This is a genomic window from Azotosporobacter soli, assembly GCF_030542965.1.
Classification (GTDB): domain Bacteria; phylum Bacillota; class Negativicutes; order SG130; family SG130; genus Azotosporobacter; species Azotosporobacter soli.
Map to the genome: position 1 here is coordinate 41,026 of NZ_JAUAOA010000014.1, position 15,759 is coordinate 56,784.

At 49.7% G+C, this 15,759-nt stretch carries 7 protein-coding genes; 6 read left to right on the plus strand and 1 reads right to left on the minus strand.

Annotated features, from left to right (window positions below; translation table 11 throughout):
- Positions 1–222 precede the first annotated feature (222 nt).
- The 5 genes from QTL79_RS12415 to QTL79_RS12435 all read left to right on the plus strand — a co-directional run bounded on the left by QTL79_RS12415 (position 223) and on the right by QTL79_RS12435 (position 13,417).
- Positions 223–1,134: a hypothetical protein gene (locus QTL79_RS12415; RefSeq protein WP_346355287.1), complete on the plus strand. Its 912-nt coding sequence runs from the start codon at positions 223–225 to the stop codon at positions 1,132–1,134.
- Between the two features lie 273 nt (positions 1,135–1,407).
- Positions 1,408–4,671 carry a type I restriction-modification system endonuclease gene (hsdR, locus tag QTL79_RS12420; RefSeq protein WP_346355288.1) on the plus strand — a complete coding sequence of 1,088 codons (3,264 nt, stop codon included), beginning with the start codon at positions 1,408–1,410 and terminating at the stop codon, positions 4,669–4,671.
- Between the two features lie 95 nt (positions 4,672–4,766).
- Positions 4,767–6,185, plus strand: coding sequence for a class I SAM-dependent DNA methyltransferase (locus QTL79_RS12425; RefSeq protein WP_346355289.1), 1,419 nt, complete (start codon positions 4,767–4,769; stop codon positions 6,183–6,185).
- Complete coding sequence (locus QTL79_RS12430) at positions 6,185–7,579, plus strand: restriction endonuclease subunit S (protein WP_346355290.1); 1,395 nt, start codon at positions 6,185–6,187, stop codon at positions 7,577–7,579. The genes QTL79_RS12425 and QTL79_RS12430 overlap by 1 nt, the downstream gene beginning before the upstream one ends.
- Positions 7,580–7,789: 210 nt before the next feature.
- Positions 7,790–13,417 carry a DUF3320 domain-containing protein gene (locus tag QTL79_RS12435; RefSeq protein WP_346355291.1) on the plus strand — a complete coding sequence of 1,876 codons (5,628 nt, stop codon included), beginning with the start codon at positions 7,790–7,792 and terminating at the stop codon, positions 13,415–13,417.
- A gap of 203 nt (positions 13,418–13,620) precedes the next feature.
- Here QTL79_RS12435 and QTL79_RS12440 read toward each other — a convergent pair whose 3' ends face one another.
- Complete coding sequence (locus tag QTL79_RS12440) at positions 13,621–13,827, minus strand: helix-turn-helix domain-containing protein (RefSeq protein ID WP_346355292.1); 207 nt, start codon at positions 13,825–13,827, stop codon at positions 13,621–13,623.
- A gap of 978 nt (positions 13,828–14,805) precedes the next feature.
- Here QTL79_RS12440 and QTL79_RS12445 point away from each other — a divergent pair.
- Positions 14,806–15,252, plus strand: a complete 447-nt coding sequence (locus QTL79_RS12445) for a PTS sugar transporter subunit IIA (RefSeq protein WP_346355293.1) — start codon at positions 14,806–14,808, stop codon at positions 15,250–15,252.
- Positions 15,253–15,759: the final 507 nt, after the last annotated feature.

Genomic DNA, 15,759 nt, shown 5'->3' on the forward strand with positions numbered 1-15,759 from the left:
GCAGGCCTTTGGGTCTGCTTTTATTTACTCAAATATCCATAATTGGAGATGTCGCAATGTTTTTTTGATGATGATGAACGAACAAAATAGTAAAGTAAAGGCAAGGAGATGGTTACATGTATGTGATATATGACAAGGCAAAAATGCCGCTTCGATTAAGGGGCGGATAGGAACGGAAAGCGTAAAGTCTTGAATGGAAAATTACAATTTTGGAGGATGGTTATGATTATCAGAAGAAGAAAGATAAGAAAAGCGGAGAAGTATTTAAATGAATTTGCAGAAGGTTGTGAAATTACGGTAGCATTGACGGATATTGAAAATCATCGTGCTAGATTAATAGCATGTGGATTTGATGCTCAAATTCAAGTAGGGGATCGTGTTTGTCCGGCAGCTGTTTTTGGTCCAGTGACAAAATTCAATTCAGAGGGGAGGGATGTAGTTCGAAGAGATTTACCAATGGAAACGGCGTATCGATTGCAGGATTGGAGTATCACTGATTGGCATGGACAGGAACATAGTGGTACGGCTTATGTTCCATATCAGCGATATCCAAGAGAGCGAATTGCTCCTTTAGGATATGAACTGACCGTAATGGAAAATACGATGCACAATAAACTGATTACATCCGAGTTTATCGCTGTTCGGCCGGAGAATATGGATGCCATTAAAATTATGATTAACCTGTTTCTTGAACTCTTCGGCGAGTGCGAAATACTTACGCATAACCTTGTTCCAAATATAAGAGGTAATATTCGAAGGCTTCAATGGGAAATGATACCGCCGGGAGATTACCCATGGGAACGGATAAGAGGTAGAATTAATGCAGAAACAGAGCATGTTCGAAGAAATAGAAGAGCAATGCTGAGCCGATTTGAAACGATAAATAATTATGGACCGAATTGCATTGCAATAGGCCGCGCCGGCTTTAAAGGGTATGTTGCGTTTTGTTTTAGTGATAAAAACATTAATATTTTGGAAAGCTCATACCCTGATAACGCTACATATATATTTGATGATAGTTGGGAGCAATTAACTCAGTTAACAAAAAAGCAAATCATTACAGAAAATCTTGCTCGTGCTAGAGTGGTCCATAATAGAGAGTGGGAACAACAGATTATGCGACTATTGCAGTAGTATACGCTGTTGATCATGTGAGATTTAAAAAGCAATGCTTCAGTAAATCCTGCCATTTACTGAAGCATTGCTTTTTGAAAAATAAATATATAGAAGTAAATTTTGACAGGCATAAATCGTCATTTAAAAGACAAACCGAATAAATTCACAAATGGGAAGGTAATTTATATATTGAACGCCAATATAATATTACCATAATGCTTACAAGCATAAATGATTTGCAGCGATCAAGTGATAACGGAATTGGGCATAAATTACGCAGGAGGTCTCGGCATGAGTAAGGGCAACTTTGAGTTTTTAAAAGAGCAATGGCCAATACTAGCGCAGCTAGGGGCTTTAGCTGAAAAAAATATAAAAGAAGACTCTAACACCACACTGATTAAGTTGGGGATGTTTGCCGAGACTTTGGTCAAGTATATGTTTGCGTATGACAATTTAGAAGAACCATCTGATGGGCGGTTAGCCAGTAGGATTATGATATTAAAACGAAATGATCTTATAACGGGAGATATCTGCGACGTATTCTATGCGCTGCGTACGAAGCGTAATGTAGCGGCTCATGAAGTGTACACATCAGAGACGGATGCACGGCGGTTAACAAAATTGGCATATAAACTAGCGGTTTGGTTTATGCAGACATATGGGGATTGGAAATTCGAGCCGCAAGCCTATGTCGAACCTACATTGCAATCTGCTGCGGACAAAATTGCGCAACTGGAAAATGAAAAAAATGAACTGACGAAAGCCTATGAAGATGAAAATAAAAAACTGAAAGAAACATTGGACTTATTGAAGGTGCAGGCGACTGCGGAAACTAGCAAACAGCGAAAGGAAAAATCAAAATACGCGGCAAAGTTTTTTCATCTTGACGAAACCGAGACGCGGAAAATCATCGACGAAAAATTGCGCGTAGCTGGTTGGGAAGTCGATACGGATACGTTGCGTTACTCGAACGGCACTCGCCCGGTGAAAAATAAAAACATGGCGATTGCCGAGTGGCCGACTGATTCGCGTAAGGGAAATCATGGCCGCGCCGACTATGCGCTGTTCGTCGGGTTGAAGCTGGTCGGGATTGTCGAAGCGAAGCGTGCCATCAGGGATGTCGCGGCTGACCTGGGACAGAGCAAGGATTATGCGCGTTTTATCAAAAAAGAACACCTGCAATATGTCTGCGGAAAATGGGACGATGGCTATGTACCTTTCTTGTTTTCCACTAATGGTCGCGACTATTTAAAACAGCTTGAGACCAAATCGGGCATATGGTTTCTTGATGCCAGGCAGGTGACGAATCATGCCAAAGCGCTGCAAGGCTGGTACACGCCGGAAGGGCTAGCGAAGCTGCTCGAGTTTGATGAGCAGGAAGCCAATGCACGGTTAAAACGGGAAGACACCGACTACTTAAGCAGCAAGACCGGTCTCGCGCTGCGCGAATACCAGATCAAGGCGATCGAAGCGATCGAAGCGGCGATCGAAGACGGCCGGCGCAGCGTCTTAATCGCGATGGCGACCGGCACCGGCAAGACGCGGACCATCGTCGGCATCCTGTACCGCTTGCTGAAAGCCAAACGCTTCAAACGCATCCTGTTCCTCGTCGATCGCAAAGCCTTGGGCAACCAAGCAGAAGACACGTTTAAGGAAGTCGTCATCGAGGGTTTGGAAAAGTTTTATGACATTTATGACATCAAAGGAATTGAAGATATCAAGCCGGAACCGGAAACGAAGATTCATATTTCCACCGTGCAGGGGATGGTGCGTCGGGTGCTGTGCAGCGAGGAACTGGCCGACGCTCCGAAGGTCGACGATTATGACTGCATCGTGATCGACGAGGCGCATCGCGGCTATATCTTGGACAAGGAAATGGGCGAAGTCGAGTTGGAAGTCCGCGACCAGAGCGACTATGTCAGCAAATACACCCAGGTCATCGAATATTTTGACGCGCTGAAAATTGCGCTGACTGCGACGCCGGCGCTACATACCAAAGCGCTGTTCGGCGAGCCGGTCTATAAATACAGCTATCGCGAAGCGGTAATCGACGGCTATCTGGTGGACCATGAACCGCCGCACCAACTGACGACGCAGTTGAAGGACGACGGCATCAAATTTGCCAAGGGCGAATCGGTGGATACCTATGACATGGCCAGCGGCACGGTCGTTACGATTGACGACCTGCCGGACGAACTGAACTTTGACATTGAAAGCTTCAATAAACGGGTGATCAACGAAAACTTCAACCGCGTCGTGCTGGCGGAAATCGCGCAAGACATCGACCCGGAAGGCGACGCCAAGACGCTGATTTTTGCTGCCACTGATGCCCATGCCGACATGATCGTCGCGCTGTTGAAGGAAATTTACGGTGATATGGGCCTTGATGTCTGCGATGACGCGATCCAAAAGATCACCGGTTCGCTGAAAGATCCGCTGCTGGCGATCAAACAGTTTAAAAACGAGCAATACCCGAATATTGCGGTCACGGTCGATCTGCTGTCCACCGGGATCGACGTGCCGAAAATTTGCAACCTGGTCTTCTTGCGCCGCGTCAAATCGCGGATTCTGTATGAGCAAATGCTCGGCCGGGCGACGCGTCTGTGCGGCGAGATTGGCAAGACGCATTTTACGATTTATGATGCGGTCGGATTGTACGAAGTGCTCGAAGACGCCAGCAACATGAAGCCGGTGGTGAAAAACGTCAGCGTCGACTTTGCCACGCTGGTCGATGAGCTGACTAGCTATTCGACGCCGGAACAAAAACAGGCGGCGCTTGAGCAAATTATTGCCAAGCTGCAACGCAAGAAGCGCCAGCTTGACGACGCACAGCTGGCGCAGTTCCGCCATCTGGCGGGCGGCCAGACGCCGGACGAATTAATCCAGCATATTAAGCTCGGCAGCCTGGACAGTGTGATCCGCGAGCTGGGCGAACGGGTGCAGCTGATCGACTTCCTCGACCGCAAAGCCGGCGGCAGTAACGGCATCGTCATATCGACCCATGCGGATGTATTGACCGGCCATGGCCGCGGCTACGGTGTCAGGGAAACGCGCCCGGAAGACTATATCGAGAGCTTCAGCCGCTATATCAAAGAAAACCTGAATAAGATTCCGGCGCTGGAAATCGTCTGCACGCGGCCGAAGGAACTGACGCGCCAGGCGCTGAAAGAACTGAAGATTGAACTGGACCTGCAGGGCTATAATGAAATGAACCTCAACACCGCCTGGCGCAGCTTGAAAAATGAAGACATCGCCGCCGACATCATCAGCTTCATCCGCCAACAGGCGCTGGGCAGGGCGCTCTTAAACCATGAACAGCGGGTGAAAAACGCGGTGGGCAAAGTAAAACAGCTGCGCCCCTGGACCAAGATCCAGCTGGGCTGGCTGGAGCGGATCGAAAAACAGTTGCTGCTCGAGAGCGTCATCGATAAACACATTTTCAACGCCGGCGCATTTAAGAGCCAGGGCGGCTTTGCCAAGATTGACAAAATCTTTGCCGGGCAGCTGGACCAAGTGATCGACGAGATCAATGAACATTTGTATGAAGTGGGCTAGTTAACGATGCTATAATGAAAAGACCCTGGCGATGCAAAGCCGCGTTGCCGGGTTCTTTTCCGGTTAGGAAGCTATGAAATAAGGATGGATACAACATGAACAATGCGGAAATCGTCGCCAAACTCTGGAATCTGTGCAATGTGTTGCGCGATGACGGAATCACCTATCATCAATACGTCAGCGAGCTGACTTATATCTTGTTTTTGAAAATGGCCAAGGAGACTGAAACCGAAGAATCGATTCCGGCCGACTATCGTTGGGACAAGCTGGCGGCCAAAGAAGGCGTCGAACTGAAAGCGTTCTATCGCCGCCTGCTGCTCGACCTGGGCGAGCACAGCCAGGGGAGGATTCGGCAAATTTATGCCGGTGCAAATTCCAACATTGATGAGCCGAAAAATCTGGAAAAGATCATCAAATCGATCGACGCGCTCGATTGGTACAGCGCCAAGGAAGAAGGCCTAGGCAACCTTTACGAAGGATTGCTGGAGAAAAACGCTAACGAGAAAAAATCCGGTGCCGGGCAATATTTCACGCCGCGGCCGCTGATCAATGTGATGGTCCAGCTGCTCGATCCGCAGCCGGGCGAGCGCTGCAACGACCCGGCTTGCGGCACGTTCGGCTTCATGATTGCCGCCGATCAGCACATAAAAAACCGCACCGACAAGCTGTTCGACCTGCCGGAGGCGGCGCAGGAGTTTCAACGCAAGCAAGCGTTCAGCGGCGTCGAGCTAGTCCACGACACGCACCGTCTGGCGCTGATGAATGCAATGCTGCACGACATCGACGGCGACATTTTGCTCGGCGATACGCTGTCCAGCCTCGGCGCAAAGTGCAAGGATTATGACGTGGTGCTGACCAATCCGCCGTTCGGCACCAAGCAGGGCGGCGAGCGGGCGACGCGCGACGACCTTGTCTATCTGACGTCCAACAAGCAGCTGAACTTCTTGCAGCACATTTACCGTTCGCTGAAACGAAGCGGCCAGGCCCGAGCCGCGGTCGTCTTGCCGGACAACGTGCTGTTCCAGGACAACGACGGCCAAAACATCCGCGCCGACCTGATGGACAAGTGCGACCTGCACACGATCCTCCGATTGCCGACCGGCATCTTTTACGCGCAGGGAGTCAAGACCAACGTCCTGTTCTTCACCCGCGGCAAGACCGAGAAGGACAACACGAAAGAAGTCTGGTTCTACGACCTGCGGACCAACATGCAAAACTTCGGCAAGACCAATCCGCTGAGCGAAGCGCATTTTGCAGACTTCATCACCGCTTATACCGCCGCCGACCGCGGCGCAGTGCAGGACGAACGCTGGAATAAATTTACGCGTGACGAAATCGCCGCCAAGGCCAACAGTCTCGACCTCGGCCTGATCCGCGACGCCAGCATCGTCGACTACGAAGACCTGCAAGATCCGATCAGTAGCGGCGAAGAAATCGCCGACCAGCTGGAAGAAGCGATCGATCTGATCCGCAGCGTCGTCAAGGAACTGAAACATTTGGGCGGTGGCCGGTAATGGCGAAGAATCAGGCATTATCACTGGAGGAAAAACTGGAGCAGGCGCTGGTGAAGAGTGAAGAACAACCATATGAAATATCGGCAAATTGGTGCTGGATAAAAATGGACTCATTGATAGAACTCATTTCAGGAAGAGACTTGCCCATATCTGATTGTAATGATGAAAAAAAAGGCATTCCTTATATTTTAGGTGCTAGCAATATAGCCAATGGCGATTTTTTTGTCAATAGATGGACACAAAAACCATCTGTTCTCGGGTTACAAGGTGATGTTCTTCTTTCTGTGAAAGGTACTGTAGGTAAAATTGCGTTGCTAAATGAAGAGAAAATTCATCTTAGTCGACAAATCATGTCATTAAGAGCAAAAAAATCGATATATAATTTGTTTCTAATGCATTTTTTGAATACCTATATTGGGAAACTAAATGAAGTGTCAAGAGGCTTGATACCTGGTGTATCGAGAGTTGATATTTTAAGTATAGCAGTACCGCTCCCGCCAATTAGTGAGCAATACCGACTTGTGGAAAAAATCGAATCCCTGTTCAGCAAGCTTGACCGCGCCAAGGAACTCGCGCAAACGGCGCTGGATTCATTCGCCAGCCGCAAAGCCGCGATCCTGCATCAGGCGTTTTCCGGCGAGCTGACGCGGAAGTGGCGGGAGGAGAATGGAGTATTTGATGTTGATAAAGAAATCGATGAACAGGAGTCTTTTAATATTAAAATCCCTGATAGTTGGGAATGGACTGAAGTTAGTAAGATTGGGAAGGTAAAAGGGGGGAAAAGATTACCAAAAGGTGAAAAATTAGTGAAATTTGATACGGGCTTTCCGTATATTAAAGCAGGTGACTTAAAGAACGGAACCGTTTTATATAATAATGTTGAATATATAACAGAAGAGATTAGAAGTAAAATTAAAAACTATACGGTAAAAGAAAATGATGTTTATATCACGATTGTTGGAGCTTGTATTGGGGATGTCGGAGTGGTTCCAGCAGAGATGGATGGCGCAAATCTTACAGAAAACGCTGCAAAAATAACGGATCTCAAATGTGATAGTAAATATTTGGCGTTGGCATTGAGTAGTAATTTATTGCAAGCGCAAATCAAAAATAGCATTGCTTCTGCAACGCTTGGGAAATTATCATTGCAGAATATAAACAAAATTACAGTCCCTCTTCCAGGAACAAGAGAACAGCAAGAAATCGTTCGCATTCTCGATCACCTGCTGGAAAACGAGCAAACAGCCAGCGAACTGTGCGACGTGATCGAGCGAATCGAGCAGCTAAAAAAAGCGATCCTGGCCCGCGCGTTTCGCGGCGAGCTGGGGACGAACGATCCGGCGGAGGAGAGTGCGCTGGAATTGTTGAAAACCGTGCTGCAGGAGCGCGACTAAAACATACATGCAAGAAAAAGGACGTAGCTACGGAGCGAGAAGCGCTTCGACGGGCTGCGTCCTTTGCTGCGTATAGTGGAAGACATAAAATGTAATTCGTGGGAACAAAGTGGGAAGGGATAGGACGAAAGGTGTAGAAAGTATATTGTGATAAAGCGTTACAAGCTCGACGATAACAGGCTGAATCGTGAGAGGAAAGGACTAGATCAAATGCCGGAAGGAAATGCAGTACCAGCGCAGTTAAAAAAGCGGATTGATGAATGGCGCAGTCGTCTGATTGACCTATCGAAGCGGAATCAACTGTTGAATTATCGCAAAAATAAAAGCTCCACGTTGGAATTTCGCGAGCAGGATCTGAATAAGATGTATGAGCACTTGGCTGGCGACGGTGCGTCATGGAAAGTGTTTATGCCGGCAGAGCCAGAACTGGAAGAACAGCAACTTGAACTGTTGCCGGAAAAAGAGAAAAGCAAGCAGTTGGATTTGCTGACCGACACGGTGCAAGCGAAAAAAGACGAATTGATCAGCGGCGAAACCGATCCAACGGTCTTGAAGCGAATCCTTACCAACCTGTTTCGCAAATCGCGCGAAGAGTACCAAGAGCGGGGCGTTCATGTGCTGCATTTGGGTCTTGGGATGCTGAAATGGTCGGATCCGTTAGGCGGCGCGAAGCAGGATTCGTTTTCGTCGCCGCTCTTGTTGTGTCCAGTGACGTTGAACCGGGAGAATGCCAACAAGCCGTTTGAGCTGGCGTTGGCAGAGGAAGATCTGATCTTGAATCCGGCGTTGGCTGTAAAGCTTAAAAAAGACTATCAACTGGAACTGCCGGAACTGGATGAAGCGGAAAGCGAGCTACCGGTAGGCGACTATTTGGCGGCTGTGCGGGCTTGGTTGCCGCAGGACGGCTGGGAGGTCGAGCCGCTGGCGGTGCTGGGGATGTTTTCATTTGAAAAGCTCGGTATGTATCATGACTTGGAGAAGAACATCGCACATCTTGCCGTTCACCCGGCAATTCTTGGGCTGAGCGGCGTATCTCGCGATGGTTTGGCTGGCGGAGAGGTGGCGGATGTGCCGCTGGACGAGTGCCAAAAGCCGGAGGAAACATATCAGATACTTGATGCCGACAGCAGCCAGCAGCAATGCATCCAGGCGGTCTTGCAAGGTCGCAGCTTGGTGCTGCAAGGGCCGCCGGGCACGGGCAAGAGCCAGACTATCGCCAATATCATTGCCGAATTCTTGGCGCGGAAGAAGACAGTGCTGTTTGTCAGTGAAAAGATGGCCGCGCTCGAAGTGGTGTATAAAAGGCTGGATGATCGCAATCTGGGACATTACTGTCTGGAACTGCACAGCCGCAAGGCGAATAAAAAAGAAGTGCTGGCGGAGTTGAAAGAGGCGGCGGAACAGTCGCCGAAGCCGCAGTCGGTGCCGAGCGCGGCCGATTATCAGAAGCTGCAGCGCTTGCGCCAAGAGTTAAATGATTATGTGGCGGCGTTACATGAAGAACGTCTGGAGCTAGGGGGCAGTGTTTATGATGTCATGGCGCTGGTGGCCCGACATGTCAAAGCGCCGCTATTGACGCTGGGCGTCGAGCCGGAACGACTGACGAGCGAAAACTGCCAACGCTGGCAGACGGAAATGAAAGCCCTGAGTCGGGTTTGGGGTGTTGTGACGGAAGGCGATGATTTTCCTTGGCGGGGAGCTAAGGAAACGGTGTTCCGGCCGGAAGTGCGGGAAAAATGGATGAAGCTGTTGCGCGGCCTTCAGGAAACGCTGACGGATTTAAGGGGCGATGCCAATGCATACAGCCAAAAGACTGGTCTGCCGCTAGCGGTGACACTGGAAGATGTGGATTGGCTGATTCAGGTTGCCGAGCTAATCGATCAGGGCGTCGTGCCGGCGGCAATTTGGCTGACTACGGACGGAATGGCGGACATTATGGCGGAAGCCAAACGGTACGGCGAATGCAGCCGCCTATACTGGCAAGAAAAAGAGGCGCTGGAACAGACGGTAGAGAAAGAGTATTTTTCTTTGCCGGAAGAGTTTGAGGCGGAATTGCAAGCGGCCTGGGATGCGGTGCGGTCAATGTTTCCCAAACTGGATGCTGACGGACGTGCCTACAAAACGCAGTATCGGCATCTGGCCGATTTTGCGGCGGCGTTGCCGCGTGAAGTGGAGGAATGCCGACAATATGCGACGGGGCTTTTAGCAGCGACCGGAGTAAGTGCTGTGCCGGAAACGCCGCAGGAATTGTTCCGTCTGGCGGAGATTATGGAACATTGCTTTAGCGAGTTGAAACCGGAGAAAGCATGGCTGAACAGTAAGCGATGCAAAGAAGTATCCGGCATTGTTGAGGCGGTTAAACCATTGTATGCGGAGTACAATCGGCGGCGGGAAGAGTTGCTGGTTCGCTATGAAGAAACTATTTTTGACGTGGATGCAGTGCGTTTGCTGGAATCATTCAATCATTGGTCATACCAGGGCGTGTTCAAGTTTTTCAATCCAGGGTATTATGCGGCGAAAAAAGAGATTGTGCGCTGTACGAAAGACTTTTGCCTGCCTGATACCGTAGTTGCAGATCTGCTGTCAGTCCGCGCGCTACAAGCTTTAAGCGAAAAACTGGCAACGCGTCGGTCTGAGACAAGTTCGGCTCTGGGCAGCTATTTCTGCGATGCTGCGACGCGGTTTGACGAGGTAGAAGCGGCCTTGAAGCAGGCGGAAGGATTGCTGGAGCTGAACGATGGCGAATCCTTTGTGGAGTCATTGGCGGGCTACTTGTCAACGGAGGCCGCGTTGCCTAAGAGTTATCAAGCTGGCGTGGAAGCATTGCTGAAGCAGCGGCAGAGGTGGCAATGTGAACTGCAGGAATTGAACGCGTGTGTAGTTCAGGAAAACTGGCTGGGCAGTGGCGTGCCGTTCTGGCAATTGTCGTTTGGCCTCTTGGAAGAATGGAGTCGGACGCGCAGCGATGGATTACGCGAGGCGGCAGTGTTGTTGGACGACTTGTTGCAGCGTTATGGCCACGCGCCAGATACTGTCAAGGGAATGCAGGATGATTTGCGGTGCCTTGCGCGCCTGCGCGGCATTCAGGCGGAACTTCAGCGTGAGGAAAATCGGTTGCAGGATCATTTCGGCCATCGTTTCACGGGCGTGACGACGCGATGGGATGAAGTGATGGAGGCGATCAAATGGACGTTGCAGCTTCGGCGGCTGCTGCCTGGCGAGAAGATGTCAGACGATGTGATACGCTATCTGACCAATCTGCAGCGAGCGCCCGAGGCGGAGGCGACAAAGCTGAAAAATTCGCTGGCGGCCTTCAGTCTATATTTTGCTGAGCAATTCAAAGCGCAGTTCGCAAGCGAGCGACCGATGGTAAATGGCGAAAGCCGATTAGCATTGGTTGAGTTGAAAGAACTAGCCGGGTTCTTTCGCACGTTGGAAGAACGGGTCGATGAACTGGACAACTGGGTGGAATATGTGCAGGTCAAAGGGCGACTGGCCGGACAGGGGCTGCAGGACTTTGTAGCGCAAGCGGAAGCAGAGCTGAAAGATGAAGCGTTGTTGCTGGAGGCGTTTGCCCGGGCGTTTTACCAGGCTCAGGTTAATGATGTGTTTGGAAAAGAGCCGCGCTTGCTGCAGTTCAGAGGTCGAAACCATCAGCAGTTAATTGAAGAATTTAAGGATCTGGATCGCAAATTAGTGGCGCGGGCGCCGCTACCAATCATGGAAGCATGCAATCAGAATAAGCCCATGGGACGCAGTGTGATTTCAGCAAACACAGCGGAAATAAATGTGCTGCGAACGGAAGCGGAAAAGAAACGGCGGCATATGCCGCTGATGAAACTGTTTCAAAAAATACCTAACTTGCTGTTGCGATTGAAGCCGTGTCTGATGATGAGCCCGCTATCGGTCAGCCAGTATATCCAGCCGGACTGCTTTTCGTTTGATTTGGTCATCTTTGACGAAGCTTCGCAAATTTTTACTGAGGATGCGGTGGTTGCAATGTATCGGGGCAAGCAGGTCGTAATTGCCGGCGACAGCAAGCAAATGCCGCCGACGAACTTTTTCCGCGCTGCGGAAAACGGCGATGCGGAATATAACGAAGAGGACGAGGATGAAACCTCCAGCGCCGACTTTAGCAGCGTACTCGATGAGTGTGGGCCGATTTTCCCGACGTCGATGCTGCGCTGGCATTATCGCAGCAAACATGAATCGTTGATTGCTTTTTCCAATCACCAGTTTTACGGCAGCAAGTTGGTAACTTTCCCGGCGGCGCAGCGTGAAAGCGAAGAGCTGGGCATTCAGTTTGAGTATGTGCCGGATGGTATTTATGAACGGGGTGGCAAGAAAATAAATCCGGTCGAAGCGCAGCGTGTAGCCGAGATTGTGATTGAACATCATCGCCGCCGGCCGGATAAGAGCATTGGCGTGGTTGCCTTCAGTCAGTCGCAAATGATGGCGATTCAGGATGTATTGGATTTGAAACGTCAGAAGGATCCAAGTCTGGAAACGCTGTTTAAGGAAAATCGTCTAGATGGATTTTTCTGCAAAAATCTTGAAAATGTGCAAGGGGACGAGCGGGACATCATTATTTTCAGCGTTGGTTACGGCAAAGACGCGCAGGGAAAAATGGCGATGAATTTTGGTCCGCTAAACAAGGATGGCGGCGAACGGCGTTTGAACGTCGCGATTACGCGGGCCAGAGAAAAGGTTGTGTTGGTGAGCTCGATCAAGGCAGGTGATATGAATATAAATGCGACGAAGGCGGCGGGCGTATTGAATTTGTATCAATATCTGCGTTTTGCGGAACTTGGTGAAAGCGCACTTGAACTGAACAATCCTGGCGGCTTGGAAGATACGGATTCGCCATTCGAAGATGACGTGATCGAGGTGATCCGTCAGCTTGGTTATACGGCGATCCCGCAGGTTGGTTGCAGCGGATATCGCATTGATATCGGAGTTGTCCATCCGGCCCAGCCGGGCAAGTTTATTCTCGGCGTTGAATGTGATGGACGGACGTATCATTCGGCGCCGACGGCTCGTGATCGGGATCGTTTGCGCCAACAAGTTCTCGAAGGGTTAGGGTGGCGGTTTCATCGCATTTGGTCGCCGGACTGGTTTCAACGGCGTGAAGCCGGAATCGAAAGCCTGAAGGCGGCGCTGGAGCTGGCAGTAGATGCACCGGTCAAAATAAAGCGCGATGACAGCATGAGGAAATATCAAATCGAAGTTCCATTGGAGTCGGTCGAAGCTGGTTTTTCCGAGGAAAGCCCGATGCTCAACGGCACGGAAGTCTATCAGAGTTATACTGTAGGCGGCGTGAGCTCGCATTATGATTTCCATCAGCTAGAGGCGCGGTGGTCGCATATCAGCAATATGACGAAGTTGGCCAAGCAAGAAGGACCGATCCACATTGATGTGGTGGCCAAACGTTTGGCTGACGCGTGGAGTCTGGCACGAGTCGGGTCGAAAATTCGACGAACGGTGGATGCGGCCTGCGAAGAAGCGCAACAACAAGGGGCGATTCGGGAACGGAACGGCTTCTTGTGGCCGCTGCCTTTGCCGGAACAGATTTGCGTGCGCGTGCCGATTGAAGGCCGGCCGGAAAGTCAACGAAAGATTGAGCATATTGCATCGGAAGAAATATGTCAGGCGATGCAGTTGATTCTGCAAGAAGCAATTGGAATTTCCAGAGAAAGCCTGATTCAGGAAACGGCAAGGCTATTTGGCTTCCAGCGCAGCGGCGAACAAGTGCAGGCGCGTCTGGAAGAATGCCTGAGTTATTGTTTGGACAATCAAACGATGGTTGTTACAGGTGAGAGCATTACCTTGGGATCCTAAAAGAAAAAAAGAGTCTGGCTAAATTGAACTGCACCCACAGAAAACAAGGGGACGCGTACCTTGCTTCTGATGGTCGTTATTCCTGATAAACAGAAATACTAAATTAGACACAGTTATTTCGTTGCAAAAATGACAGTGCTAGGACTAAAACAAAACGGGCCGACTTTTATCGTCATGATAAGAGTTGGCCCGTTTCAATTTGGTTATTTCGTATCAGATCGCCCGACCAAGTAATCCAAAGAAACCTTAAAATAATCGGCAAGCGTAATAAGCGTAGCAATGTTCGGCTCTTTCTCGCCGGATTCATAATAGCGGAATGAGCGGGGCGATATACCGACTAGAGCAGCGAGGTCTTTTTGTGATGCGTCGGCTTGTATTCGTAGTTCTTTTAAGCGACTAGAAAAATTCATGAACAATCATCTCCCTAATTATTGACAGGAGCTAAAGGTTCCGCTAAAATGAAAGAGGAATCAAAAGTTCCGCAATAAAAATGTAGCGCGAAGCTAATCAAAACAAAAAAAGGAGGCGGCATTTTTTAACTCTAACTACCCAGGAAATCAATCATGCTAGCAACTACAACAAAAATCGCAGCACGGTGAAGCATGGAAAGGAAACGAATTGTCGCCGGGAAGCAGATCGATTCGTTTTCTCTAGAGTGTGCGTCACTTCATACAATAACAACTGCAGCGCAAAAGCGGCTCTATGTACAGAAAAAATAATACAGAACACCATCTGGGATAGGGCCGTATTATTTCTGACCACTACGAAGCAGGTTTAAAGGAACACACATAAACTTATTATATCGCATCCAGTTATTTCCGTAAACGCACTTACAGTCAGAATATCGGTAAAGCAGCGATCCCAGGGAGGAGGGGCGCTGCTTTTCGTTTTACGTATCGAATTTTTAGCACACAATACAGAAAGCAGAAGTGGTGGAGGAAAAATTTTGTTCATCGTCTCTTGCTCATCGTTTCGTTTCTCGTACCCCAAGCCCCGCGTCGAAGGTTTTTCCAGAATGTTTAAGGACGAGGACAGCCAGACAGGGAGAAATAGACAAGTACGACAGCAGCAGCGGCATGGATGCCGATGACAGACGCTGCGCACGGATGGCGCATTGCGTCTGGTATGTAGTCGGACGCAGGCTGTTTCAACCATGACTGGCCCGCGACGGAGCCGGATGCTCCTAGTGTCGGACGCGCCAAGGATGGCATTAGCGTCCGACGAGTCCGACCTTTCTGGCAAAACCTTTGATGCGGAAAGAGCTAAAGAACACAAACAATCACATCACTATCAAGTTGAATTTGCAAAGATGATGAATAGCCAATGGATTCTCGTCGTATTAAAAATTTCATATAAGTACATTCAGAAATCTAAAGGAGGCAAGATTTATGAATCGACTATCAAAAGTGCATCTAAAAATCAACATTCCCGTCGTGAACCGAGTTCAAGCAGTAGAAGCAGCTGGCAAACTTCTTCTCTCCAATGGTTGCGTCACAACGCGCTATGTCGACGCGGTTAGCCGGAACCTTGGTAGCGAAGATTGCATGGTCATCTCTCCTTGGCTGGCGTTGGTACATTTGCAGGACGAGCAGCACGTGATGCAATCGGGCATGGGCTTGGTCACACTGCACCGCCCGGTTCCCTTTGACGCCGGGGAGATCAATTTAGTGAAAGTCGTCATGGCGCTCGCCGCACGAACGGTTGCAGAGCAGATGGGGCAGCTCGATGCGGTGGCGCAATTGATCGCGCGACCGGGACGGATGAATCGGATTTGCAGGGCGGAGACGGAGGCGCAGGTGAGGCAAATCTTAAACTGGAAGGAGAGAGGTCGATGAAAAAGTATCATCTACGTCGTTGCTTCCTGCGGGTGCTGGTTTGCGTACCTACATGTACGCGGCACTGCACACTCCTCGTTGTGCCTAGTAGCTAATACTTTTTGATCGGCCTCAGGGGGCGGCCGCTGAAAAAGTATTAGCCATATCTACGTTATCGTTTATGTGGGTGTTTGTTTGCGTACCAACTATACGCGGCGCTGACACTCCTCGTTGTGCCTAGTATCTGATGCTTTTTGATCGATCGCAGGTGAGGCCGCTGAAAAAACATCATCTACGTCGTTACTCCTGCGGGTGTTTGTTTGCGTACCCACATGTACGCGGCACTGTGCACTCCTCGTCGCGCCTAGTATCTGATGCTTTTTGATCAACCTCAGGTGAGGCCGCTGAAAAAGCACCATCTACGTCGTTGCTTCTTGCGGGTGTTTGCTTGCGTACCTATTGTACGCGGCGCTACGCACTCCTCGTCGCGCCTAGTACCTGGCACTTTTTGAGCGGCCGCACAAAGAC

Coding starts and splice junctions, on each gene's coding strand:
- QTL79_RS12415 (WP_346355287.1), top strand. CDS start 223: ATGATTATCAGAAGAAGAAAGATAAGAAAAGCGGAGAAGTATTTAAAT.
- hsdR (WP_346355288.1), top strand. CDS start 1,408: ATGAGTAAGGGCAACTTTGAGTTTTTAAAAGAGCAATGGCCAATACTA.
- QTL79_RS12425 (WP_346355289.1), top strand. CDS start 4,767: ATGAACAATGCGGAAATCGTCGCCAAACTCTGGAATCTGTGCAATGTG.
- QTL79_RS12430 (WP_346355290.1), top strand. CDS start 6,185: ATGGCGAAGAATCAGGCATTATCACTGGAGGAAAAACTGGAGCAGGCG.
- QTL79_RS12435 (WP_346355291.1), top strand. CDS start 7,790: ATGCCGGAAGGAAATGCAGTACCAGCGCAGTTAAAAAAGCGGATTGAT.
- QTL79_RS12440 (WP_346355292.1), bottom strand. CDS start 13,827: ATGAATTTTTCTAGTCGCTTAAAAGAACTACGAATACAAGCCGACGCA.
- QTL79_RS12445 (WP_346355293.1), top strand. CDS start 14,806: ATGAATCGACTATCAAAAGTGCATCTAAAAATCAACATTCCCGTCGTG.